General features: G+C 70.7%; 14 protein-coding genes. 6 read left to right on the top strand and 8 right to left on the bottom strand.

The features are described 5' to 3' along the window. Nucleotides 1–143: 143 nt before the first annotated feature. From pcaCD to EV672_RS05980, 3 genes are all read right to left on the bottom strand, one after another. Nucleotides 144–1,520 (bottom strand): bifunctional 4-carboxymuconolactone decarboxylase/3-oxoadipate enol-lactonase PcaCD, encoded by a 1,377-nt coding sequence (gene pcaCD, locus EV672_RS05990; protein ID WP_133607205.1) that lies wholly within the window; start codon nt 1,518–1,520, stop codon nt 144–146. Beyond that, nucleotides 1,517–2,926 carry a 3-carboxy-cis,cis-muconate cycloisomerase gene (gene pcaB / locus EV672_RS05985; protein WP_341770452.1) on the bottom strand — a complete coding sequence of 470 codons (1,410 nt, stop codon included), beginning with the start codon at nt 2,924–2,926 and terminating at the stop codon, nt 1,517–1,519. Before pcaB ends, pcaCD begins: the two co-directional genes overlap by 4 nt. Nucleotides 2,927–3,000: 74 nt before the next feature. Further along, nucleotides 3,001–3,735, bottom strand: a complete 735-nt coding sequence (locus EV672_RS05980; RefSeq protein ID WP_133607203.1) for a TetR/AcrR family transcriptional regulator — start codon at nt 3,733–3,735, stop codon at nt 3,001–3,003. Between the two features lie 76 nt (nt 3,736–3,811). Between EV672_RS05980 and EV672_RS05975 the strand changes: the two genes are divergently transcribed. Then, nucleotides 3,812–5,035, top strand: coding sequence for an MFS transporter (locus tag EV672_RS05975; RefSeq protein WP_166643473.1), 1,224 nt, complete (start codon nt 3,812–3,814; stop codon nt 5,033–5,035). Nucleotides 5,036–5,057: 22 nt separating this feature from the next. Here the strand turns inward: EV672_RS05975 and EV672_RS05970 are convergent, their stop codons facing one another. The 4 genes from EV672_RS05970 to EV672_RS05955 form a co-directional block, all read right to left on the bottom strand. Beyond that, on the bottom strand, nt 5,058–6,827 hold the full coding sequence (locus EV672_RS05970; RefSeq protein WP_133607199.1) for a GGDEF domain-containing protein: 1,770 nt from the start codon (nt 6,825–6,827) through the stop codon (nt 5,058–5,060). Continuing rightward, the gene (locus EV672_RS05965; RefSeq protein WP_133607197.1) at nt 6,824–7,951 is read right to left on the bottom strand and encodes an ABC transporter substrate-binding protein; all 1,128 of its coding nucleotides are present in this window, start codon (nt 7,949–7,951) and stop codon (nt 6,824–6,826) included. The genes EV672_RS05970 and EV672_RS05965 overlap by 4 nt, the downstream gene beginning before the upstream one ends. A 152-nt stretch (nt 7,952–8,103) precedes the next feature. After that, nucleotides 8,104–8,718, bottom strand: coding sequence for a PAQR family membrane homeostasis protein TrhA (trhA, locus tag EV672_RS05960; RefSeq protein ID WP_133607195.1), 615 nt, complete (start codon nt 8,716–8,718; stop codon nt 8,104–8,106). A 19-nt stretch (nt 8,719–8,737) separates the two neighbouring features. Beyond that, nucleotides 8,738–9,166, bottom strand: a complete 429-nt coding sequence (locus EV672_RS05955) for a polyhydroxyalkanoate granule-associated phasin (RefSeq protein WP_243738549.1) — start codon at nt 9,164–9,166, stop codon at nt 8,738–8,740. 147 nt (nt 9,167–9,313) lie between these two features. Between EV672_RS05955 and EV672_RS05950 the strand changes: the two genes are divergently transcribed. The 5 genes from EV672_RS05950 to EV672_RS05930 are packed head-to-tail and all read left to right on the top strand — an operon-like array spanning nt 9,314 to nt 14,422. Next, nucleotides 9,314–10,423 carry an NADH:flavin oxidoreductase/NADH oxidase gene (locus EV672_RS05950; protein ID WP_133607193.1) on the top strand — a complete coding sequence of 370 codons (1,110 nt, stop codon included), beginning with the start codon at nt 9,314–9,316 and terminating at the stop codon, nt 10,421–10,423. A gap of 34 nt (nt 10,424–10,457) precedes the next feature. Further along, entirely contained in the window at nt 10,458–10,724 is a 267-nt protein-coding gene (locus tag EV672_RS05945) for a SlyX family protein (RefSeq protein WP_133607191.1), read from the top strand. Nucleotides 10,725–10,736: 12 nt separating this feature from the next. Continuing rightward, nucleotides 10,737–11,846, top strand: coding sequence for an NAD(P)/FAD-dependent oxidoreductase (locus tag EV672_RS05940; RefSeq protein WP_133607189.1), 1,110 nt, complete (start codon nt 10,737–10,739; stop codon nt 11,844–11,846). A gap of 51 nt (nt 11,847–11,897) precedes the next feature. Continuing rightward, nucleotides 11,898–12,833 (top strand): sterol desaturase family protein, encoded by a 936-nt coding sequence (locus EV672_RS05935; RefSeq protein WP_133607188.1) that lies wholly within the window; start codon nt 11,898–11,900, stop codon nt 12,831–12,833. Continuing rightward, complete coding sequence (locus EV672_RS05930) at nt 12,830–14,422, top strand: bifunctional aminoglycoside phosphotransferase/ATP-binding protein (RefSeq protein ID WP_133607186.1); 1,593 nt, start codon at nt 12,830–12,832, stop codon at nt 14,420–14,422. The genes EV672_RS05935 and EV672_RS05930 overlap by 4 nt, the downstream gene beginning before the upstream one ends. Here the strand turns inward: EV672_RS05930 and EV672_RS05925 are convergent. After that, nucleotides 14,387–14,989 (bottom strand): TetR/AcrR family transcriptional regulator, encoded by a 603-nt coding sequence (locus tag EV672_RS05925; protein WP_133607184.1) that lies wholly within the window; start codon nt 14,987–14,989, stop codon nt 14,387–14,389. The two genes, EV672_RS05930 and EV672_RS05925, sit on opposite strands and share 36 nt — an antisense overlap. Between the last annotated feature and the right edge of the window lie 75 nt (nt 14,990–15,064).

Below are 15,064 nucleotides of genomic sequence, written 5' to 3'. Positions count from 1 at the left end.
CTGCCCCACAGCGACGCGCCGCACCGGGTGAGCGGCATGCCGCTCGGCCAGCCTTGCGCGCCACCATGGAGGGGCGGCGCGTGACACCCAAAGGCTTGCGCGCAAGCCTCGGCGCTTGGCGTCAGGGGTGCGTCAGGGTTGAATCAGGGCTGGGCGAGCGAGGTCAGCCAGGGCAGGACGGCTGCCTGGAAGAGGGCGGGCTGCTCCAGCATGCCCAGGTGGCCGGCGTCGGGCAGCAGCACCAATGCGGCGCCGGGGTGGCGCAGCAGGTGCTGGCGGGCCTCGGTGGGCGGGGCGTCGGTGTCGAGCGCGCCCGTGATGACCAGGGTTGGCAGGGCGCTCAGTGCCGTCGTGTCGGGGCGGGTTTGCGCGGCGGCCACGGCCACCGGGTGCAGGGCCAGGCCGGACAGCGGCGCGCTCAGCAGGCGGCGGCGCCAGCGGACCACGGTGGCGGCCTGGGCCTGGCGGAAGTCGTCGCTGAACCAGTGCGCCATGACGGCGTCGGCCTGGGCCTCGCGGGTCGCTGCGTCGGTGGCGGCGCCATCGCGGGTCAGGGCGGTCAACGGCGTCAATGAGGCGGGCGTCGTGGACGCGGGCGTGTGGGCCAGCACCAGCGCGGCCAGGCGGGCGGGGCTCTGCGCGGCCAGTGCCTGGCCGATGGTGCCGCCCAGGCCGTGGCCGATCCAGGTGATGGGGCCGCTGGCGGTGTCTGTGTCCTTGTTGGTGCCGGTGTCGGTGCCCGCCGGCGCACCGAGCGCGTCGAGCAGGTGGTGGGCGTCGGCGACCAGGTCGGCCAGTGTGCAGGCGCTGGTGGGGGCGTCGCTCAGGCCATGGCCGCGCAGGTCGAAGCAGACCACGCGGGCGCCCGGCCAGGCGGCGACCAGCGCGTTGGCCAGCGCGTCCCAGACCATGTGGTCGGTGCCCAGGCCGTGGCACAGCACGAAAGTGCGTGTGACGGCTGGGTGGGACGCGTGGCCCAGTGGCGCGCCGCGCACGGTGAAGTGCAGGGCCGGCGCCGTGGCGGTGAAGTGGCTGCGGCCCACGCCGGGGTGGGCGATCTCGGGCACGGCGGCGGGCTGCAGCGCGGGCGCCAGGCGGGCGTGGAGGTCGGCGTGTTCGGGCGCCTCGCCCAGCTCGCGCAGGATGGCCAAGGCCAGCGCATGGCCGGTGTTGGCCGCGGGCACGCCGGCGTAGATGGCCGACTGGATCAGCACTTCCTTGACCTCATCGACCGTCAGGCGCGAGGCCTCGTCGCCACCGGAGAGCGCGGCGCGCACGTGCAGCTCGAACTCTTCCCAGCGGCCCAGCGCCAGGGTGATGGCCAGCACGAGGGTGCGGCGGGTGCGGTGGTCCAGGCCGGGGCGGCCCCAGACCTCGTGCCAGGCATAGCGGTTGATGAAGGCCTGGAAGTCGGCGTTGAAGGCGTTGGCCTTGGACAGCGAGCGGTCCACCCAGGCGTCGCCCAGCACGCTGCGGCGGTTACGCAGGCCGCGTTCGAGGTCGTGGTCGAAAGGCGTCATGGGGTGTGTCCTGTGGGTGCCGCGGCCAGGCGCTGCAGCGTCAGGCCGGCCGGCCAGCGGGCGGCCTCGTGGGGGTCGAAGGCGGCGGTCAGCGCGGCGGTGTCGATGGTGCTGCGCAGGGCGTCGTCGGCCTGCACGCGGGCCAGGGTGAGCTCGCGCAGGTGCTGGCCGCTGGCCACGGCTTCCTGCGACAAGGTTTCCATCAGGTGGTGGGCTGGTGCGCCGCCGAGGGCGGGCGCGAGCACGCGGGTGGCGGCTTCGGCGAACACCAGGCCTTGCAAGTTGTCGATGTTGCGGCGCATGCGCGCGCTGTCCACCTGCAGGCCTTCGAAGGCTTCGACCAGGGCCTGCAAGGCGCCGTTGGCGCTGTGGAAGAGGTGGGGCCACTCGGCCAGCTCGGCCTGCCAGTCGCCCAGGCCGCGCTCGTGCGCTTGCGCCATGCAGCCCAGCAGCGTGGCCATCTGGCCCGGTGCGCGGTGGGCCGAGGCCAGGGCCAGCATGGCCGACACCGGGTTGCGCTTGTGCGGCATGGCGGACGAGCCGCCGCGCCCCGCGCCTGCCGGTTCGGCCAGCTCGCCGACTTCGCCCTGCGCCATCAGCGAGAGGTCGGTGGCGAGCTTGCCCAGGCTGCCGGTGAGGATGGCGACTTCGGCGCCCAGGCGCATCCAGTCGTCGCGCTGGGTGTGCCAGCAGTGGGCTGGCTGGCGCAGGCCCAGGGCCTTTGCCATGTGCGCGGCCACGGCCGGGCCGGCCTCGCCCATGGCGGCCAGCGTGCCGACCGCGCCGCCCAGTTGCAGGGCCAGGGCCTGGGCGCTGCGTTCGCGCAAGGCCTGCTGGCTGCGTTGCAGCGCTTCCAGCCAGCCGCAGACCTTGAAGCCGAAGGTGGTCACGGTGGCCGGTTGCATCAGGGTGCGCGCGAGCACCGGCGTGGCGGCGTGGGTGCGGGCCAGCGTGGCCAGGGCGGTGGTCAGCCGCGCCAGGCCGTCTTGCAGCAGGGCCACGGCGCGGACCGTTTGCAGCACGGCGGCGGTGTCGAGGATGTCCTGGCTGGTGCTGCCCTGGTGGACGTGGCGCGCGGCCTGCGGGTCGCGGCGGGCGACTTCGGCCGTCAGCACCTTGACCAGCGGGATGGCCAGGCTGCCGGCGCGCCGGCCGGTTTGCAGCAGGGCCGCGATGTCGTACAGCGCCACATCGCAGGCCTGGCGGATGACATCGGCCGCGGCCGCGGGCACCAGGCCTTGCGCGGCCTGCGCTTGCGACAGGGCCGCTTCCACGTCCAGCATCGATTGCACCAGGCGCTGCGCGCTGAACACCTCCGCCATGGCGTCGGTCGAGAGGAAGGCGTCGAACAGGGCGGTGGTCACGGTCGGGGCGAAAGGGCTGCGCGGTTGGGAGGTGAGTGTCATAATGTACTAACTGGTACGTTTATTTGTCAATGAACCCATGCCCAACCCCGAGGCGCCCCGCCTTGGCCGGCCGCTCAGTGCGGGGTCGGCACCTCTTGCTGCACGTGCCGAACGACCATGTCGATGATGCTGCGGCGGCGGGCTGCCAGGGCCTTGGGCGAGCTCAGGTCGCGCTTGAAGCTCAGCGAAAACGTGTGGCGGTTGGCCACGGTGAAGAAGCACAGCGCGCTGATGGACATGTGCAGGTCCACCGCGTTCAGCCCGGTGCGGAAGACGCCGGCCTCGCAGCCGCGCCGGTACAGCCGGTTGAGGTGGTCGATGGCCGAGCGGTTGACCTGCTGGATCGATTCGGACTTGGCCAGGAAGGCACCGTTGTGGATGTTCTCGTTCATCACCAGGCGCACGAAATCGGGGTGCGCCACGTGGTAGTCGAAGGCGAAAGCCACCAGGCGCTGCAAGGCGTCCAGGGGCTCGAAGCCATCGAGGTTCAGCCCGCTCTCGATGCTGCGGATGCGCTTGTAGGCGTCTTCCAGCACGGCGAGGTAGAGGCCTTCCTTGCTGGTGAAGTAGTAATAGATCATGCGCTTGCTGGTGCGCGTGGACTCGGCGATGGCGTCGATGCGCGCCCCGCTGAAGCCCTTGTCGGCGAACTCCCGCGTGGCCACCTCCAGGATGTTCTGGGCGGTCTGGTCGGGCGCCTGGCGCTGGTCGGCGCTGGGGCGGCCGCGGCGCGGTTGGCCGTGCGTGGCGGTGGGCTGGGACGGGGCCTTGGCGGCAGCAGTTTTGGCAGCAGGCAAACGGGTCTTCATGGTGAGCAGGCAACGGGGCTTGGGCCATTGTGGCACCGGCTCACCACCCCTCCAAGCCATCGTGCAGGGGGCTGCCATGCGTGAAGCCACCGCGCCCAGGCCCATGTCCACCGGCTTCGTCATCGGCTTCATGGGCCTCTTGCTGAGCTTCCAGCCCCTCAGCACCGACCTCTACCTGCCTTCGCTGCAACTCATCACGCAGAGCCTGAACCTGAGCGTGGTGCAGGCCCAGGGCACCTTGCTGGGCATGCTGCTGGGCTTCGCCGTGTCGCAGCTGTTCTGGGGTCACCACAGCGACCGCATCGGGCGCCGCCGCGTCCTGCTAGCGGGCACCAGCCTCTATGCCTGCAGCGCCTTGCTGGCGGCCCTCGCCCCCAGTGCCGCTTGGCTGCTGGCCGCGCGCGTGGCCATGGGCTGCGGCCTGGCCGCGATGATCGTCTGCGCGCGGGCGCTGGTGCGCGACCTCTTCGACGTGCACGAGGGGCCGCAGGCCTTTGCCAAAGCCCTGACGGGCATGGCCATCACGGCCACGCTCAGCGGTGTGGCGGGCGGCCTGCTGGCGCGCTGGGTGCCTTGGCGCGGGACCCTGGGCCTGTTGGCCGTGCTGGCCGGCGGGGTGCTGCTGCTGACCTGGCACCGCTTCGAGGAAAGCCGCCCGCCCGCCACCGCCGGGCACACGCCGGGCTGGCGCGAGGTGTGTGGGGGCTGGGGCCGCATCCTGGTGCACCGCGAGTTCCTGCTCAACACCGGCCTGGCCGCGTTCACTTACACCGAGGCCATCCTGTTCATCGGCGGCTCCTCGCTGGTGCTGGTCGGGCAGCATGGCGTGCGCCCCGACACCTTCGGCTATTTCATGACGGCTTACTCGGGCTGCTTCCTGGCGGGCACCATGGCCTGCCGACAGGTCTTGCGCCGGGCGGGGCGCCGGGCGGCCTTGCTGTGCGGCATGGTGCTGTCGTCGTGCGGCATGGCGGCCTTCCTGGTGCTGAGCCTGTGCCCCCAGTGGCACGCGGTGCATTGGCTGGTGGCCGCGCAGATGGCCTACATGCTGGGCCACGGCTTCAACCAGGTCTGCTCGCAGGCCGGTGCGGTGGCGCCTTTCCCCAAGGAGGCGGGCACGGCGGCGGCCTTGTCGGGCACCTGGATGATTCTGTGTTGCGTGGGCCTGGGGCAGGTGCAGGCGGTGGCCTTGAGCCACTCGGACGCTGCCTTGACGGCTTTTGCCGCCTTCGATGCCGCGATGGCGGTGGCCTTCGCATGGGCCTTGCGCCGGCATGTTGCCGGTGTGCGCCGGGTGTGATGCGCGCCTGGACCCTGCGGCCTCAGACGCCCGCGTCCCCACCACCGGCATCGGCATCGACCGCCTGGGCCGAGATCCGGATGCGCTGGCGCCCGGCCGCTTTCGCGGTGTACATGGCGTGGTCGGCCGCAGCGATCAGGTCGCCCACCTCGGTGGCATCGTCCGGGTAGCGGCTCATGCCCACGCTGCCATCGCACTGCAACTCGGTGCGTTGGTAGTGCACTGGCTTGGCCAGGGCTTCGCGCACGCGCTGCATCACCAGCTCGATGGCGCGTTCGTCCTCGGCGCCATCGAGCAGCACGATGAACTCGTCGCCGCCCAAACGCGCCACAGTGTCGGCCTCGCGCACCAGCTGGCTCAGGCGCTGGCCCACGGCGCACAGCACGGCGTCACCGGCCGCATGGCCCAGCGTGTCGTTGATGTCCTTGAAATTGTCCAGGTCGATGTAGAGCAGCGCCAGGTGCGTGTGGTTGCGTTTGGCGCGGGCCAGGGCCTGGTGCAGGCGGTCGAAGAAAAGACGCCGGTTGGGCAGGCCCGTGAGCGTGTCATGGCCGGCCAGGCGGTCGAGCGCTTCCTGCTTTTGCGCGAGGTTGGCGAACTGGCCGCGGATCTGGTGCTGCATCTCGTCGATGCTGTGCGCCAGCATGCCGATCTCGTCGTTGCGGTGCAGCGGCAGGCGGCCCACCACCTGGCCCTGGCCGAAGTGCCGGATGGCTTCGACGATCTGCTCCAGCGGGCGCGACAGGGCGCGCGCCAGCACCACCGCGATGAGCACGGCCAGCGCGCTGAAGGCCAGCACGATGCGCAGGTTCACGCGGCCCAGGTGGGCGCTGTCGGCCAGCACCGCGCTCAGGGGTTGCGCCAGGCCGAGGATGAAGTCGTCCTCGCTGTGCAGGCCCGCCAGCGGCTGGCGCACGAAGGCGGCCACCAGCTCGTTCTGGGCCGACGCGTGGGCGGTGGTGGTGACGAGCTGTGCCTTGCGCTCGTGCGCATCCGACAGCAGCTCCGACACGCCGTGGAAGCTGTCCTGCACGCGCGAGCGCTGACCGCGGTCGAAGGCGAACGCCTGGCGCGGGTCCGGGTGGATGAGGAAGTCGCCTTCGCCATTGCTCAGGAAGAGGCTGAGGTCGGACGGGAGGTCGGCGGCCAGCTGGGAGAACAATCCGTTGAGGTCGATGTTGACCACGATCAGGCCCAGCACCTGGCCCTTGCTGCCATGGATGGGCGTGGCCACCTGCAGCGAGGGCTTGTCCAGGCCGGCATGGGCACCGACCTCGTGGTTGATTTCGGCGCGCGACACATACACCGCGCCTTCGGGCAGCCGCAAGGTGTCGGCCACGTAGGGGTAGTGGCCCTTTTCCTGCAGGTCATCGCCCTCGATCCGCAACAGGGGGCCATCGCTGCGGTCCACGCGCACCAGCTCCAGGCCGTGCTGGCGGGCCGAGATCAGCCGCATCTGGTAGTACTCGGGGTGGGTGCCCAGCATGCTCTTGAACAGCTGTGCCAGCGTCTCCTGGCCCCGCGCCACGGCGGCCGCATCCTGAGACACCAGCAACTGCCGCGTGCCCGGGTGCGCGGCGATCAGGCGCACGTCCTGTGCCGCTCCACCCAAGCCAACGGTCAGCTGGCGCCCCAGCACGCGCGTGGCCGTCAGCAAGCGCTCTTCGGCCGCGCTGCGCAGCAGCTTGCGGCTTTCGCCATAGCCCCAGTAGCCCGTGAGGCCCGAGGCGATCACGCCGATCAGGGCCAGCGAAACGCCCATGCGCCAGGCGATGCCGAAACGTTGCTTCATGGCGCCATCACCTTGCCCAGCCGGTCACCGGAGCGGATGCGGCGCCAGAGGGTCTCGCGCCGCATGGCGTCTTCGACCGGGGCCAGCCAGAGCAGCCGAGGGTGTGTGCCGTCCTGGCCGGTCTCGCTCACGGTGCTGGACAGGCCCTGGCGCGTCACCAGCAGCGCGCTGGCTTCGACGCCCAGCAGGTGGTCGATCCAGGCGTGGGCCAGGTGGCGGTGGGGAGCGTTGCGCGGGATGGCCCAGCAGTCCAGCCAGGCCAGCGCGCCGTCTGCCGGGATGGCATAGCCCACGTCGGCCCCGGCCGCTTTGAGCAGGTTGAGTTGCTGCATGCCGTAGTTGGCGAACATCAAGGCGGCATGGTGTCGCATGAACAGCCGCGCAGATTCCGCCGGCTGCGTGTACACCGCCACCGCGTTGCGCCGCAGGGCGATGAGCTTGTCGGCGCCAGCCTGCCACTGCGTGTCGGCATATTGGAAGGGTGCGTCCCAGCCCATGGCCATGGCCGCCAGCGAGAAGTTGTGCGTGCCGCCGTTGTAGATCACGACCTTGCCTTGCAGGGCCGGATCCCACAGCGCGGCCATGGAGGTTGGCGGCTCGCGCAGCTGGCGCTTGTCGAAAATCAGGCCCATGGCCGAGTAGGTGAAGGGGATGCCCAGGACCTGTTCGCCCCGCGCGCCTTGCCGCACCAAGCCCGGGATGGACGCTCGGTCGCGGAAGCGCGGCAGTTGCAGCCGGGTGTTGGGGATGCGCTTGACGTCGATGCCCTGCACGAGGTTGCTGGCCACGTAGCGCTGCAACTCGGCCGTGTTCACGGCGAAGACATCGAAGCCATCGGTGTCGTTGCCGCTGCCGCTGGCCTTGCCCGCGGCGTTGAGTTTCTGCCAGAGGGCCTCGTCGGTGTCCACCACCGTGACCTCCACGCGCACACCGGTGCGCGCCGTGAAGCTGCGCACGACCTCGGGCTCGGCATAGCCCGGCCAGGCCAGCACGCGCAAAGCGCCCTTGTCGGCGGCAGCGGCCACGGCGCTGGGGATCAGGCCTGCCTGCGCGGTGATGGCGTGCGTCAGCGCCAGGCCACAGCACCATGCCGCGAGCCAGCCTGTTTGCAAGAGCTTGAACATCCTTCCGCGCACCTGCTGTCACTCCCCTGGCTCGGCTTCCTGATACTGCGCCTGCCCGGGGAGCAGCACAGGCCCGCACCTTGGCAGAGGTCGAAAGGATAGCGCGCTCTGGTCCGCCCGCGCCGTGAAATGCGGTCACGCGGGATGTCAGATCAGGCCACGAAGTGGTACACCGTGAGGTAGTGCGAGGCGCTGCCGCCCATGACGAACAGGTGCCAGATGCCATGGGCATGGCGCCAGCGTTCGCCCTTGACGTAGAAGACCACGCCGACGGTGTACAGCAGGCCACCCAGAAGAAGCAGCAAGGCACCGGGCGTGCTCAGGCGGTCCAGCAGGGTGGCGGCCGATGCTGCGCCCAGCCAGCCCATCAGCAGGTAGAGCGCCAAAGAGGGGGCGGCATCCTCGTGCGCGCGCAACTCCCGCACGATGCCCAGCACCGCCAGGCCCCACACCCCGGCCAGCAAGGCGCCGCCCAGCAGGCCGCCGATGCTGAGCACGGCAAAGGGCGTGTAGGTGCCCGCGATCATCAGGAAGATGGCGCAGTGGTCGGCCTTGGCCCACCACAAGCGGGCCTGACCGCGCAAGCCGTGGAAGGCCGACGAGGCCATGTAGAGCGTGACCATGGCGGCGCAGAACACCGACATGCAGGCCAGCTTGTCGGCGTCTTGCCAAACGTTGGGCTGGCCCAGCAGGCACACCGTGCCCACCACGGCCAGCAACAGGCCGAGCAGGTGGGTGAGGGTGTTGAAGCGTTCGCCGTGGTGCATGGGGTCTCGCAGGATGGGCTCAGGCGCCAGTGGCCGACAGGCGCCGGGCGTTGGCCATCGCCTGGCCGTGCACCGGTGCCAGGCCGGCCGACAGCACCTTGGCCGCCGCCGTCGGCATCTGCATCAGCCACTGGGCCGGGTGATCGTCGTGGGCGTCGTTGCCACTGGCCAGGGCGAGCGAGCCGCGCGTCAGCGATTCGGCCATGGCCACCTGGGCGTGCCAGGCCTGGTGCCACATCGCCACCCAGGACTGCTGGAAGGCCAGCAGCTTTTCGCTGCCCATGAGCATGAGCTCGTCGTGGTCGCCCTGGCTCGGGTTGATGCCTGCCAGGGCCATGCGCGTGAGGCGCTGGGCCACCACTTGGGGCGCCGCCATGGAGAGTTCGATGGCCTGCGTGGTCAAGTGCTGCTGGGCGTCCGGGTGGGCGTCAGAGGGGGTGTGGGACATGGCGCGAGGCCTTTCGGTGATGGCAGACAGACAAGGGGGCAGACAGACAAGCGGTGCCGCAGGGACATCCAAAGCGTGCCAGCAAACCCGCAGGCAGGTGGGCACAATGTGCCAGACCTTTGCCGCACATCTTGCAGAAAGCGTGCCATGAGCCATTTGTTTTCGCCATTCACACTCGGATCGGTCCTTTTGGACAACCGCATCGTGATCGCGCCGATGTGCCAGTACTCGGCCCAAGATGGCTTGGCCACCGACTGGCACCTCATGCACTGGGGCCACCTGGCGCTGTCGGGCGCTGGGCTGTTCATCCTGGAGGCCACCGCCGTGACGCCCGAGGGCCGGATCTCGCCGCTCGACCTGGGCCTGTGGTCCGACGACACCGAGGCCGCGCTGGGCCGCGCGCTGGATGCGGCGCGCCAGCACTCGCCCATCCGCTGGGGCATCCAGCTGGCGCATGCGGGGCGCAAGGCCTCGGTGGCCGCGCCCTGGACGGGCGGCGCGCGTGTGTTGCCTGGTGTCTTGCCTGAGCAAGGCGGCTGGCAGACGGTGGCGCCCTCGGCTGTGCCATTCCAGGACAGTGACCCCGCGCCCGCGTCCCTGGACGACACAGGGCTGCATCGCATCCGCCAGGCCTTTGCCGACGCGGCCCGGCGCGCCCACCGCCTGGGCCTGGACCTCATCGAGATCCACGCGGCCCACGGCTACCTGCTGCACCAGTTCCTCTCGCCCCTGAGCAATGCGCGCACCGATGCCCACGGCGGCACGCTGGAAGGGCGCATGCGTTTCCCGCTGGCGGTGTTCGACGCAGTGCGCGAGGCCGTGCCTGCGGGCATGACCGTGGGCGTGCGCATCTCGGCCACCGACTGGGTGCCCGGCGGCTGGGACCTGGCGCAAAGCCAGGTGTTCGCCCAGGCCCTGCGCGCGCGCGGCTGTGATTTCGTCCACGTCTCCAGCGGCGGGCTGTCGGGCGAGCAGCAGATCACGCTGGGGCCGGGCTACCAGCTGCCTTTTGCCGAAGCCCTCAAGCGCGAGGTCGGCATGCCGACCATCGGCGTGGGCCTGATCACCGAGCCCGAACAAGCCGAAGCCGTGGTGGCCTCAGGCCAGGCCGACCTGGTGGGCCTGGCGCGGGCCATGCTCTACAACCCGCGCTGGCCCTGGCATGCCGCGGCGCGGCTCGGTGCACGCGTGCACGCACCGCCGCAGTACCTGCGCTGCCAGCCTGCGGGCCTGCGCGATCTGTTCAATCTGCCTTGATGTGGATGCTGCCCGGATGCTGTCCAATACGGCCATGCCTTCACCTTCTTCCGCACCTTCTGCCACCCAGGCCACGGCACCCGCCTCGGAGGCCGAGCGCACCGAGCAGCGCCTCACCGAGCTGGAGATCAAGTCGGCCTTCACCGAAGACCTGCTCGATCACCTCAACGAAACCATCGTGTCACAGCAACGCCAGATCGACCTGCTGCTGCGCGAGCTGAGCGCCCTGCGCCAGCAGCAGACCGACAGCCAGCCCACGGCCTTTCGCAGCCTGCGCGACGAGCTGCCCCCGCACTACTGAACCGCCACCGCCATGACATCCATTTCCTCCGTTGCCGTCGTCGGTGCGGGCCTGGCCGGCCTGAGCTGTGCGCAGGCCTTGCGCAGCGCAGGCCTGCAGGTCACCGTGCTGGACAAGAGCCGTGGCGTGGCCGGCCGCATGAGCACCCGCCGCAGCGAGGGCTGGCAGGCCGACCATGGCGCCCAGTACTTCACAGCGCGTCACCCGGCCTTTGCTGCCGAAGTGGCGCGCTGGACCGACGCTGGCGTGGCCGCGCCCTGGACGCCGCGCATCGCGGTGCTGGGGGGCGATGACCCGCAGCGCGATGTCCGGGGATCGCTGGGCGGTGGCGCCTCGGGTGATGCGGGTGATGCGGGTGATGCTGGCCTGGTGCGCCACGTCGGTGTGCCACGCATGACCTCGCCGGCGCAGTGGCTGGCCGAGGGGCTGGGGGTGCGCACTGGGCACACCGTCCAGACCCTGCAGCGCGACGGTGTGCAATGGCGCCTGGGCACGGTCGAACACGGCTGGCTGTCCGAGGCCTTCGATGCGTTGGTGCTGGCCATGCCGGCGCCCCAGGCCGAGGCTTTGTTGCGGCAGGGCTGGCAGGGCTCGGATGGCACCGGTGTGGACGCCGACGCCCAGGTGGACGCCCAGGCCCAGGCCCAAGTGCTGGCCGATGTCGCCGCGGCCGTGACCATGCGCGGCTGCTGGGCGCTGATGCTGCGTTTCGACGCGCCCGTGGACCTGCCTTTCGACGCAGCCTTCGTGAACGCCGGGCCCGTGCGCTGGATGGCGCGTGACAGCCACAAGCCGGGACGGCCCGCGTCTGTGACGGCGGGCGAGACCTGGGTGCTGCACGCCAGCCCGGCGTGGAGCGAGGCCCACATCGACGACAGCCCCGAGGCCGCCGCCGAGGCCCTGCTGGCCGCCTTTGCCGGCTGGGGCGGTCCGCGCCCCGCAACCTGGACGGCCCACCGCTGGCGCTACGCCGACAGCCTGCCGCCACCGCACGGCCTGCGCCACTGGCTGCCCGAGCTGGGCCTGGGCCTGTGTGGCGACTGGCTGGCCGCGGGCAAAGTGGAGGGCGCCTGGTTGAGCGGCCAGGCCGTGGCCCGGCAGGTGCTCGGCCGGCAGATGTGACACACTGCCTGGTCAGATAGCTCGACACCGTCCCAGCACGCCGGAGCCCCCATGACCCCGCTCGACCAATTCCTGCTCTTCGGCATGACCCCCGCCATCGTGCTGGCCGCGCTCGTGGAAGGCTGGTGGCTGTCGCGCCGCCAGACCTATGACTGGCTGGCCACGGGCGTGTCGGTGCTGGACTTGGTCGTGCGCCTGCTCGTCAACATCTTCGTGCCCTTCGCGCTGTCGTCCCCGGTGACGGCCTGGGCGCGCGAGCACCGCCTCATGGACCTCTCGCTGGACGGCTGGCAAGCCTTCCTGCTGCTCTTCGTCGGCCTGGAGTTCTGCTACTACTGGTTCCACCGCGCCTCGCACCGCGTGCGCTGGTTCTGGCTCAACCACGCCATCCACCACTCGTCCAACGAGCTCAACCTTGCGGCGGCGGTGCGCATCGGCATCTTCGGCAAGGTCACGGGCACCTTCGTGTTCTTCGGGCCGCTGGTGTGGCTGGGCTTCGACGCCAAGCTGGTGGGCCTGGCGCTGACGCTCAACCTGCTCTACCAGTTCTGGATCCACGCGACGTGGTTGCCCCAGTTGGGCTGGCTGGAAGGCATCCTCAACACGCCCTCGGCGCACCGCGTGCACCACGCCAGCAACCCGCAGTACCTCGACGCCAACTACGGTGGCGTGCTGCTGGTCTTCGATCGCCTGTTCGGCACCTACGTGCCCGAGCGCGCCGACGTGACGCCGCGTTACGGCCTGGTCAAGCCCATCCTCAGCCACAACCCGCTGCGCGTGTGGTTCACGGGCTGGGGCGAGCTGTTGCGTGACCTGGCTTCGGCGCGGCGCCTGCGCGACGTGTTGGGCCACCTGTTCATGCCACCGGGTTGGCAGCCGGGCATGGGCCTGTGGCAACCGGTGCCTGTGCGGGATGCGCTGGCGAAACCGCCGAACGGTGATCTTGTGGACCTTGCAGAACCAGGTCAACGCCTGCCCGCGCCATGACGCCCACGCCACCCGCCGACCAGTGCGCGCGGGTGGTGCGCCTGCAGGCCTGGCTGGCCGCGCAGGAAGGGGGGGCGGTGGCGTGCATCGAGACCCACATCAGCTGGGTGCTGCTCACGCCACAGCACGCCTACAAGCTCAAGAAAGCGGTGGACCTCGGTTTCATCGACCAGCGCAGCCTGGCCGCACGCCAGCATGGCTGTGAGGAGGAGCTGCGGCTCAACCGCCGCACGGCGCCGGCGCTGTACCTGGGCGTGGTGGGCGTGAGCGAGGCGGGCGCCTTGCTGCCTGGATCGCCTCCGTCAGCCGACGCCGCCGACTTCGCTGTCTGCATGCGCCGCTTCGACCCGGCACAGACGCTGGACCAACTGCTCGCAGCGACATGGCCCGTGCCACCGGAGACGGCTTCGCGCGCGGATGCGCCCACGCCAGAGCTCAACGCGGTGTGGGCCGATCGCATCGACGCCCTGGCCGACCAGATCGCGTCCCTGCACGCCACGGCACGGCCTGTGTGCGCCGAAGGCTTCGGGTTGATGTCGGACCTGCACGCGGCCACGGCCGAGTCCCCCGCGCAGTGGCTGGCCCTGGCCCGCGATGCGCAGGAGCGTGCGCGGTTGCAGCGCATCGTCGCGTGGCTGCAGGCGCAGGAGGCCGCGCTGGCGCCGCTGTGCCGTGCCCGCCGCGAAGCCGGTTTCGTGCGCGAGCTGCATGGCGACCTGCACCTGGGCAATGTCTGCCTGTTCGAGGGCCGCGTCACGGTCTTCGATGGCATCGATTTCAACGCGTCCTTGCGCACGATCGACGCCATGAACGACCTGGCTTTCCTGCTCATGGACCTGCACGCGAAAGGCGCGTCGGCGCTGGCCTGGCGCGCGCTCAACCGCTACCTCGATGCCACGGGCGACCACGCGGGCCTGCCCCTGTTGCCGATGTGCATGGTGTGGCGCGCGCTGGTGCGCTTCAAGGTGGCGCGGCTGAAGGGAGCGGGCCCCGCGGGGCTGCCCGAGTTGGCGCTGTGCCTGCGCCTGCTGCAGCCGCCGTCGCCGGGCCTGGTGTTGATGCACGGGCTGTCGGGCTGCGGCAAGACGGCCGTGTCACAAGGCCTGCTCGGCGTGTGGGGCGCGGTGCGTTTGCGCTCGGACGTGGAGCGCCAACGCATGGCGTCCTCAGACCGCTACGCCCCTGCGCAGGTCGCGGCCGTCTATGCCCGCCTGCACACGCTGGCCGAGGCGGCCTTGCGGGCTGGCCAGCGCGTCATCCTGGATGCCACCTGCCTGGACGCGGCGCAACGCCAGGCGGCCATCGCCATCGCCGAGCGCTTGGGGTGCCCCTGGGCCATCGTGCACGTGCAGGCGCCGCTGGCGGTGATGCGCGAGCGCATCGCGGCGCGGCGTCTGGCCGGGGATGCGTCCGAGGCCGACGAGGCCGTGCTGGCGCAACAGTGGGCGCTGCACGGCGATGGCTGGGACGGGCTGAGCGCGCAGGAGCAGGTCCGTGCTTTGCGTTGCGACACCACGCTGCCGCTGTCGCACTGGGCCCGGGCCGAGGCCTGGTCAGGCCTGGCGCCCTTGGGGTGTGGCTTGGGTTGAGGTTGCGGCGGCCAGGCCCGAGGCCAGGCCGGCCAGCAGCACGTCCAGCATCACGTTCAGCGTGGCTTGCGCGTCGCGGCCATCGAGCATGTCGGCGCGGTCCAGCTCGACCAGGCCATGCAGCGCCGCCCACAGCGACAGCGCCAGGTCTTCGCGGTCCCAGGGCGTGTGCAGGTCGGCGGTGAAGGAGAGCACGAAGTCCCAGACCTGCGCGTGGCTGGGCGGTTCCTCGCCACCGGACTTGCAGTGGCGCATCTTGACGGCGTAAAGCGCTGGGCGGGTGCGGGCGAAATGCAGGTAGGTTTGCGCGGTGGCACGCACAGCGTCGAGCAGGGTCAGGCCTTGCGCGGCCGCTTGCAGGGCGCTCAAGAGGATGCGGCCGGCCTCGTCGGCCAGGGCGAAGCTCAGGTCGGTCTTGCTGGGGAAGTAGCGGTAGAGCGCATTGGGCGCCACGCCCAGGTCGGCGGCCAGGGTGCGCATGGACAGGGCGTCCACGCCATGGGTTTCGATGTGCGCCAGTGCGGCGGCCACGATGGCCTCGCGGCTGAGCTTTTTCGGGTAGGACATCGGCTCACTGTAACGCCATGCCCCGCCTGTGCCTTCACGCTTGACGGCATCCGCGAGAAAGATGTACGCTGTCCA

Source organism: Aquabacterium commune, from assembly GCF_004362855.1.
GTDB lineage: Bacteria > Pseudomonadota > Gammaproteobacteria > Burkholderiales > Burkholderiaceae_C > Aquabacterium > Aquabacterium commune.
This window is presented reverse-complemented; position numbering and strand designations above follow the sequence as displayed.

Coding starts and splice junctions, on each gene's coding strand:
- pcaCD (WP_133607205.1), bottom strand. CDS start 1,520: ATGACGCCTTTCGACCACGACCTCGAACGCGGCCTGCGTAACCGCCGC.
- pcaB (WP_341770452.1), bottom strand. CDS start 2,926: ATGACACTCACCTCCCAACCGCGCAGCCCTTTCGCCCCGACCGTGACC.
- EV672_RS05980 (WP_133607203.1), bottom strand. CDS start 3,735: ATGAAGACCCGTTTGCCTGCTGCCAAAACTGCTGCCGCCAAGGCCCCG.
- EV672_RS05975 (WP_166643473.1), top strand. CDS start 3,812: ATGCGTGAAGCCACCGCGCCCAGGCCCATGTCCACCGGCTTCGTCATC.
- EV672_RS05970 (WP_133607199.1), bottom strand. CDS start 6,827: ATGAAGCAACGTTTCGGCATCGCCTGGCGCATGGGCGTTTCGCTGGCC.
- EV672_RS05965 (WP_133607197.1), bottom strand. CDS start 7,951: ATGTTCAAGCTCTTGCAAACAGGCTGGCTCGCGGCATGGTGCTGTGGC.
- trhA (WP_133607195.1), bottom strand. CDS start 8,718: ATGCACCACGGCGAACGCTTCAACACCCTCACCCACCTGCTCGGCCTG.
- EV672_RS05955 (WP_243738549.1), bottom strand. CDS start 9,166: ATGTCCCACACCCCCTCTGACGCCCACCCGGACGCCCAGCAGCACTTG.
- EV672_RS05950 (WP_133607193.1), top strand. CDS start 9,314: ATGAGCCATTTGTTTTCGCCATTCACACTCGGATCGGTCCTTTTGGAC.
- EV672_RS05945 (WP_133607191.1), top strand. CDS start 10,458: ATGCCTTCACCTTCTTCCGCACCTTCTGCCACCCAGGCCACGGCACCC.
- EV672_RS05940 (WP_133607189.1), top strand. CDS start 10,737: ATGACATCCATTTCCTCCGTTGCCGTCGTCGGTGCGGGCCTGGCCGGC.
- EV672_RS05935 (WP_133607188.1), top strand. CDS start 11,898: ATGACCCCGCTCGACCAATTCCTGCTCTTCGGCATGACCCCCGCCATC.
- EV672_RS05930 (WP_133607186.1), top strand. CDS start 12,830: ATGACGCCCACGCCACCCGCCGACCAGTGCGCGCGGGTGGTGCGCCTG.
- EV672_RS05925 (WP_133607184.1), bottom strand. CDS start 14,989: ATGTCCTACCCGAAAAAGCTCAGCCGCGAGGCCATCGTGGCCGCCGCA.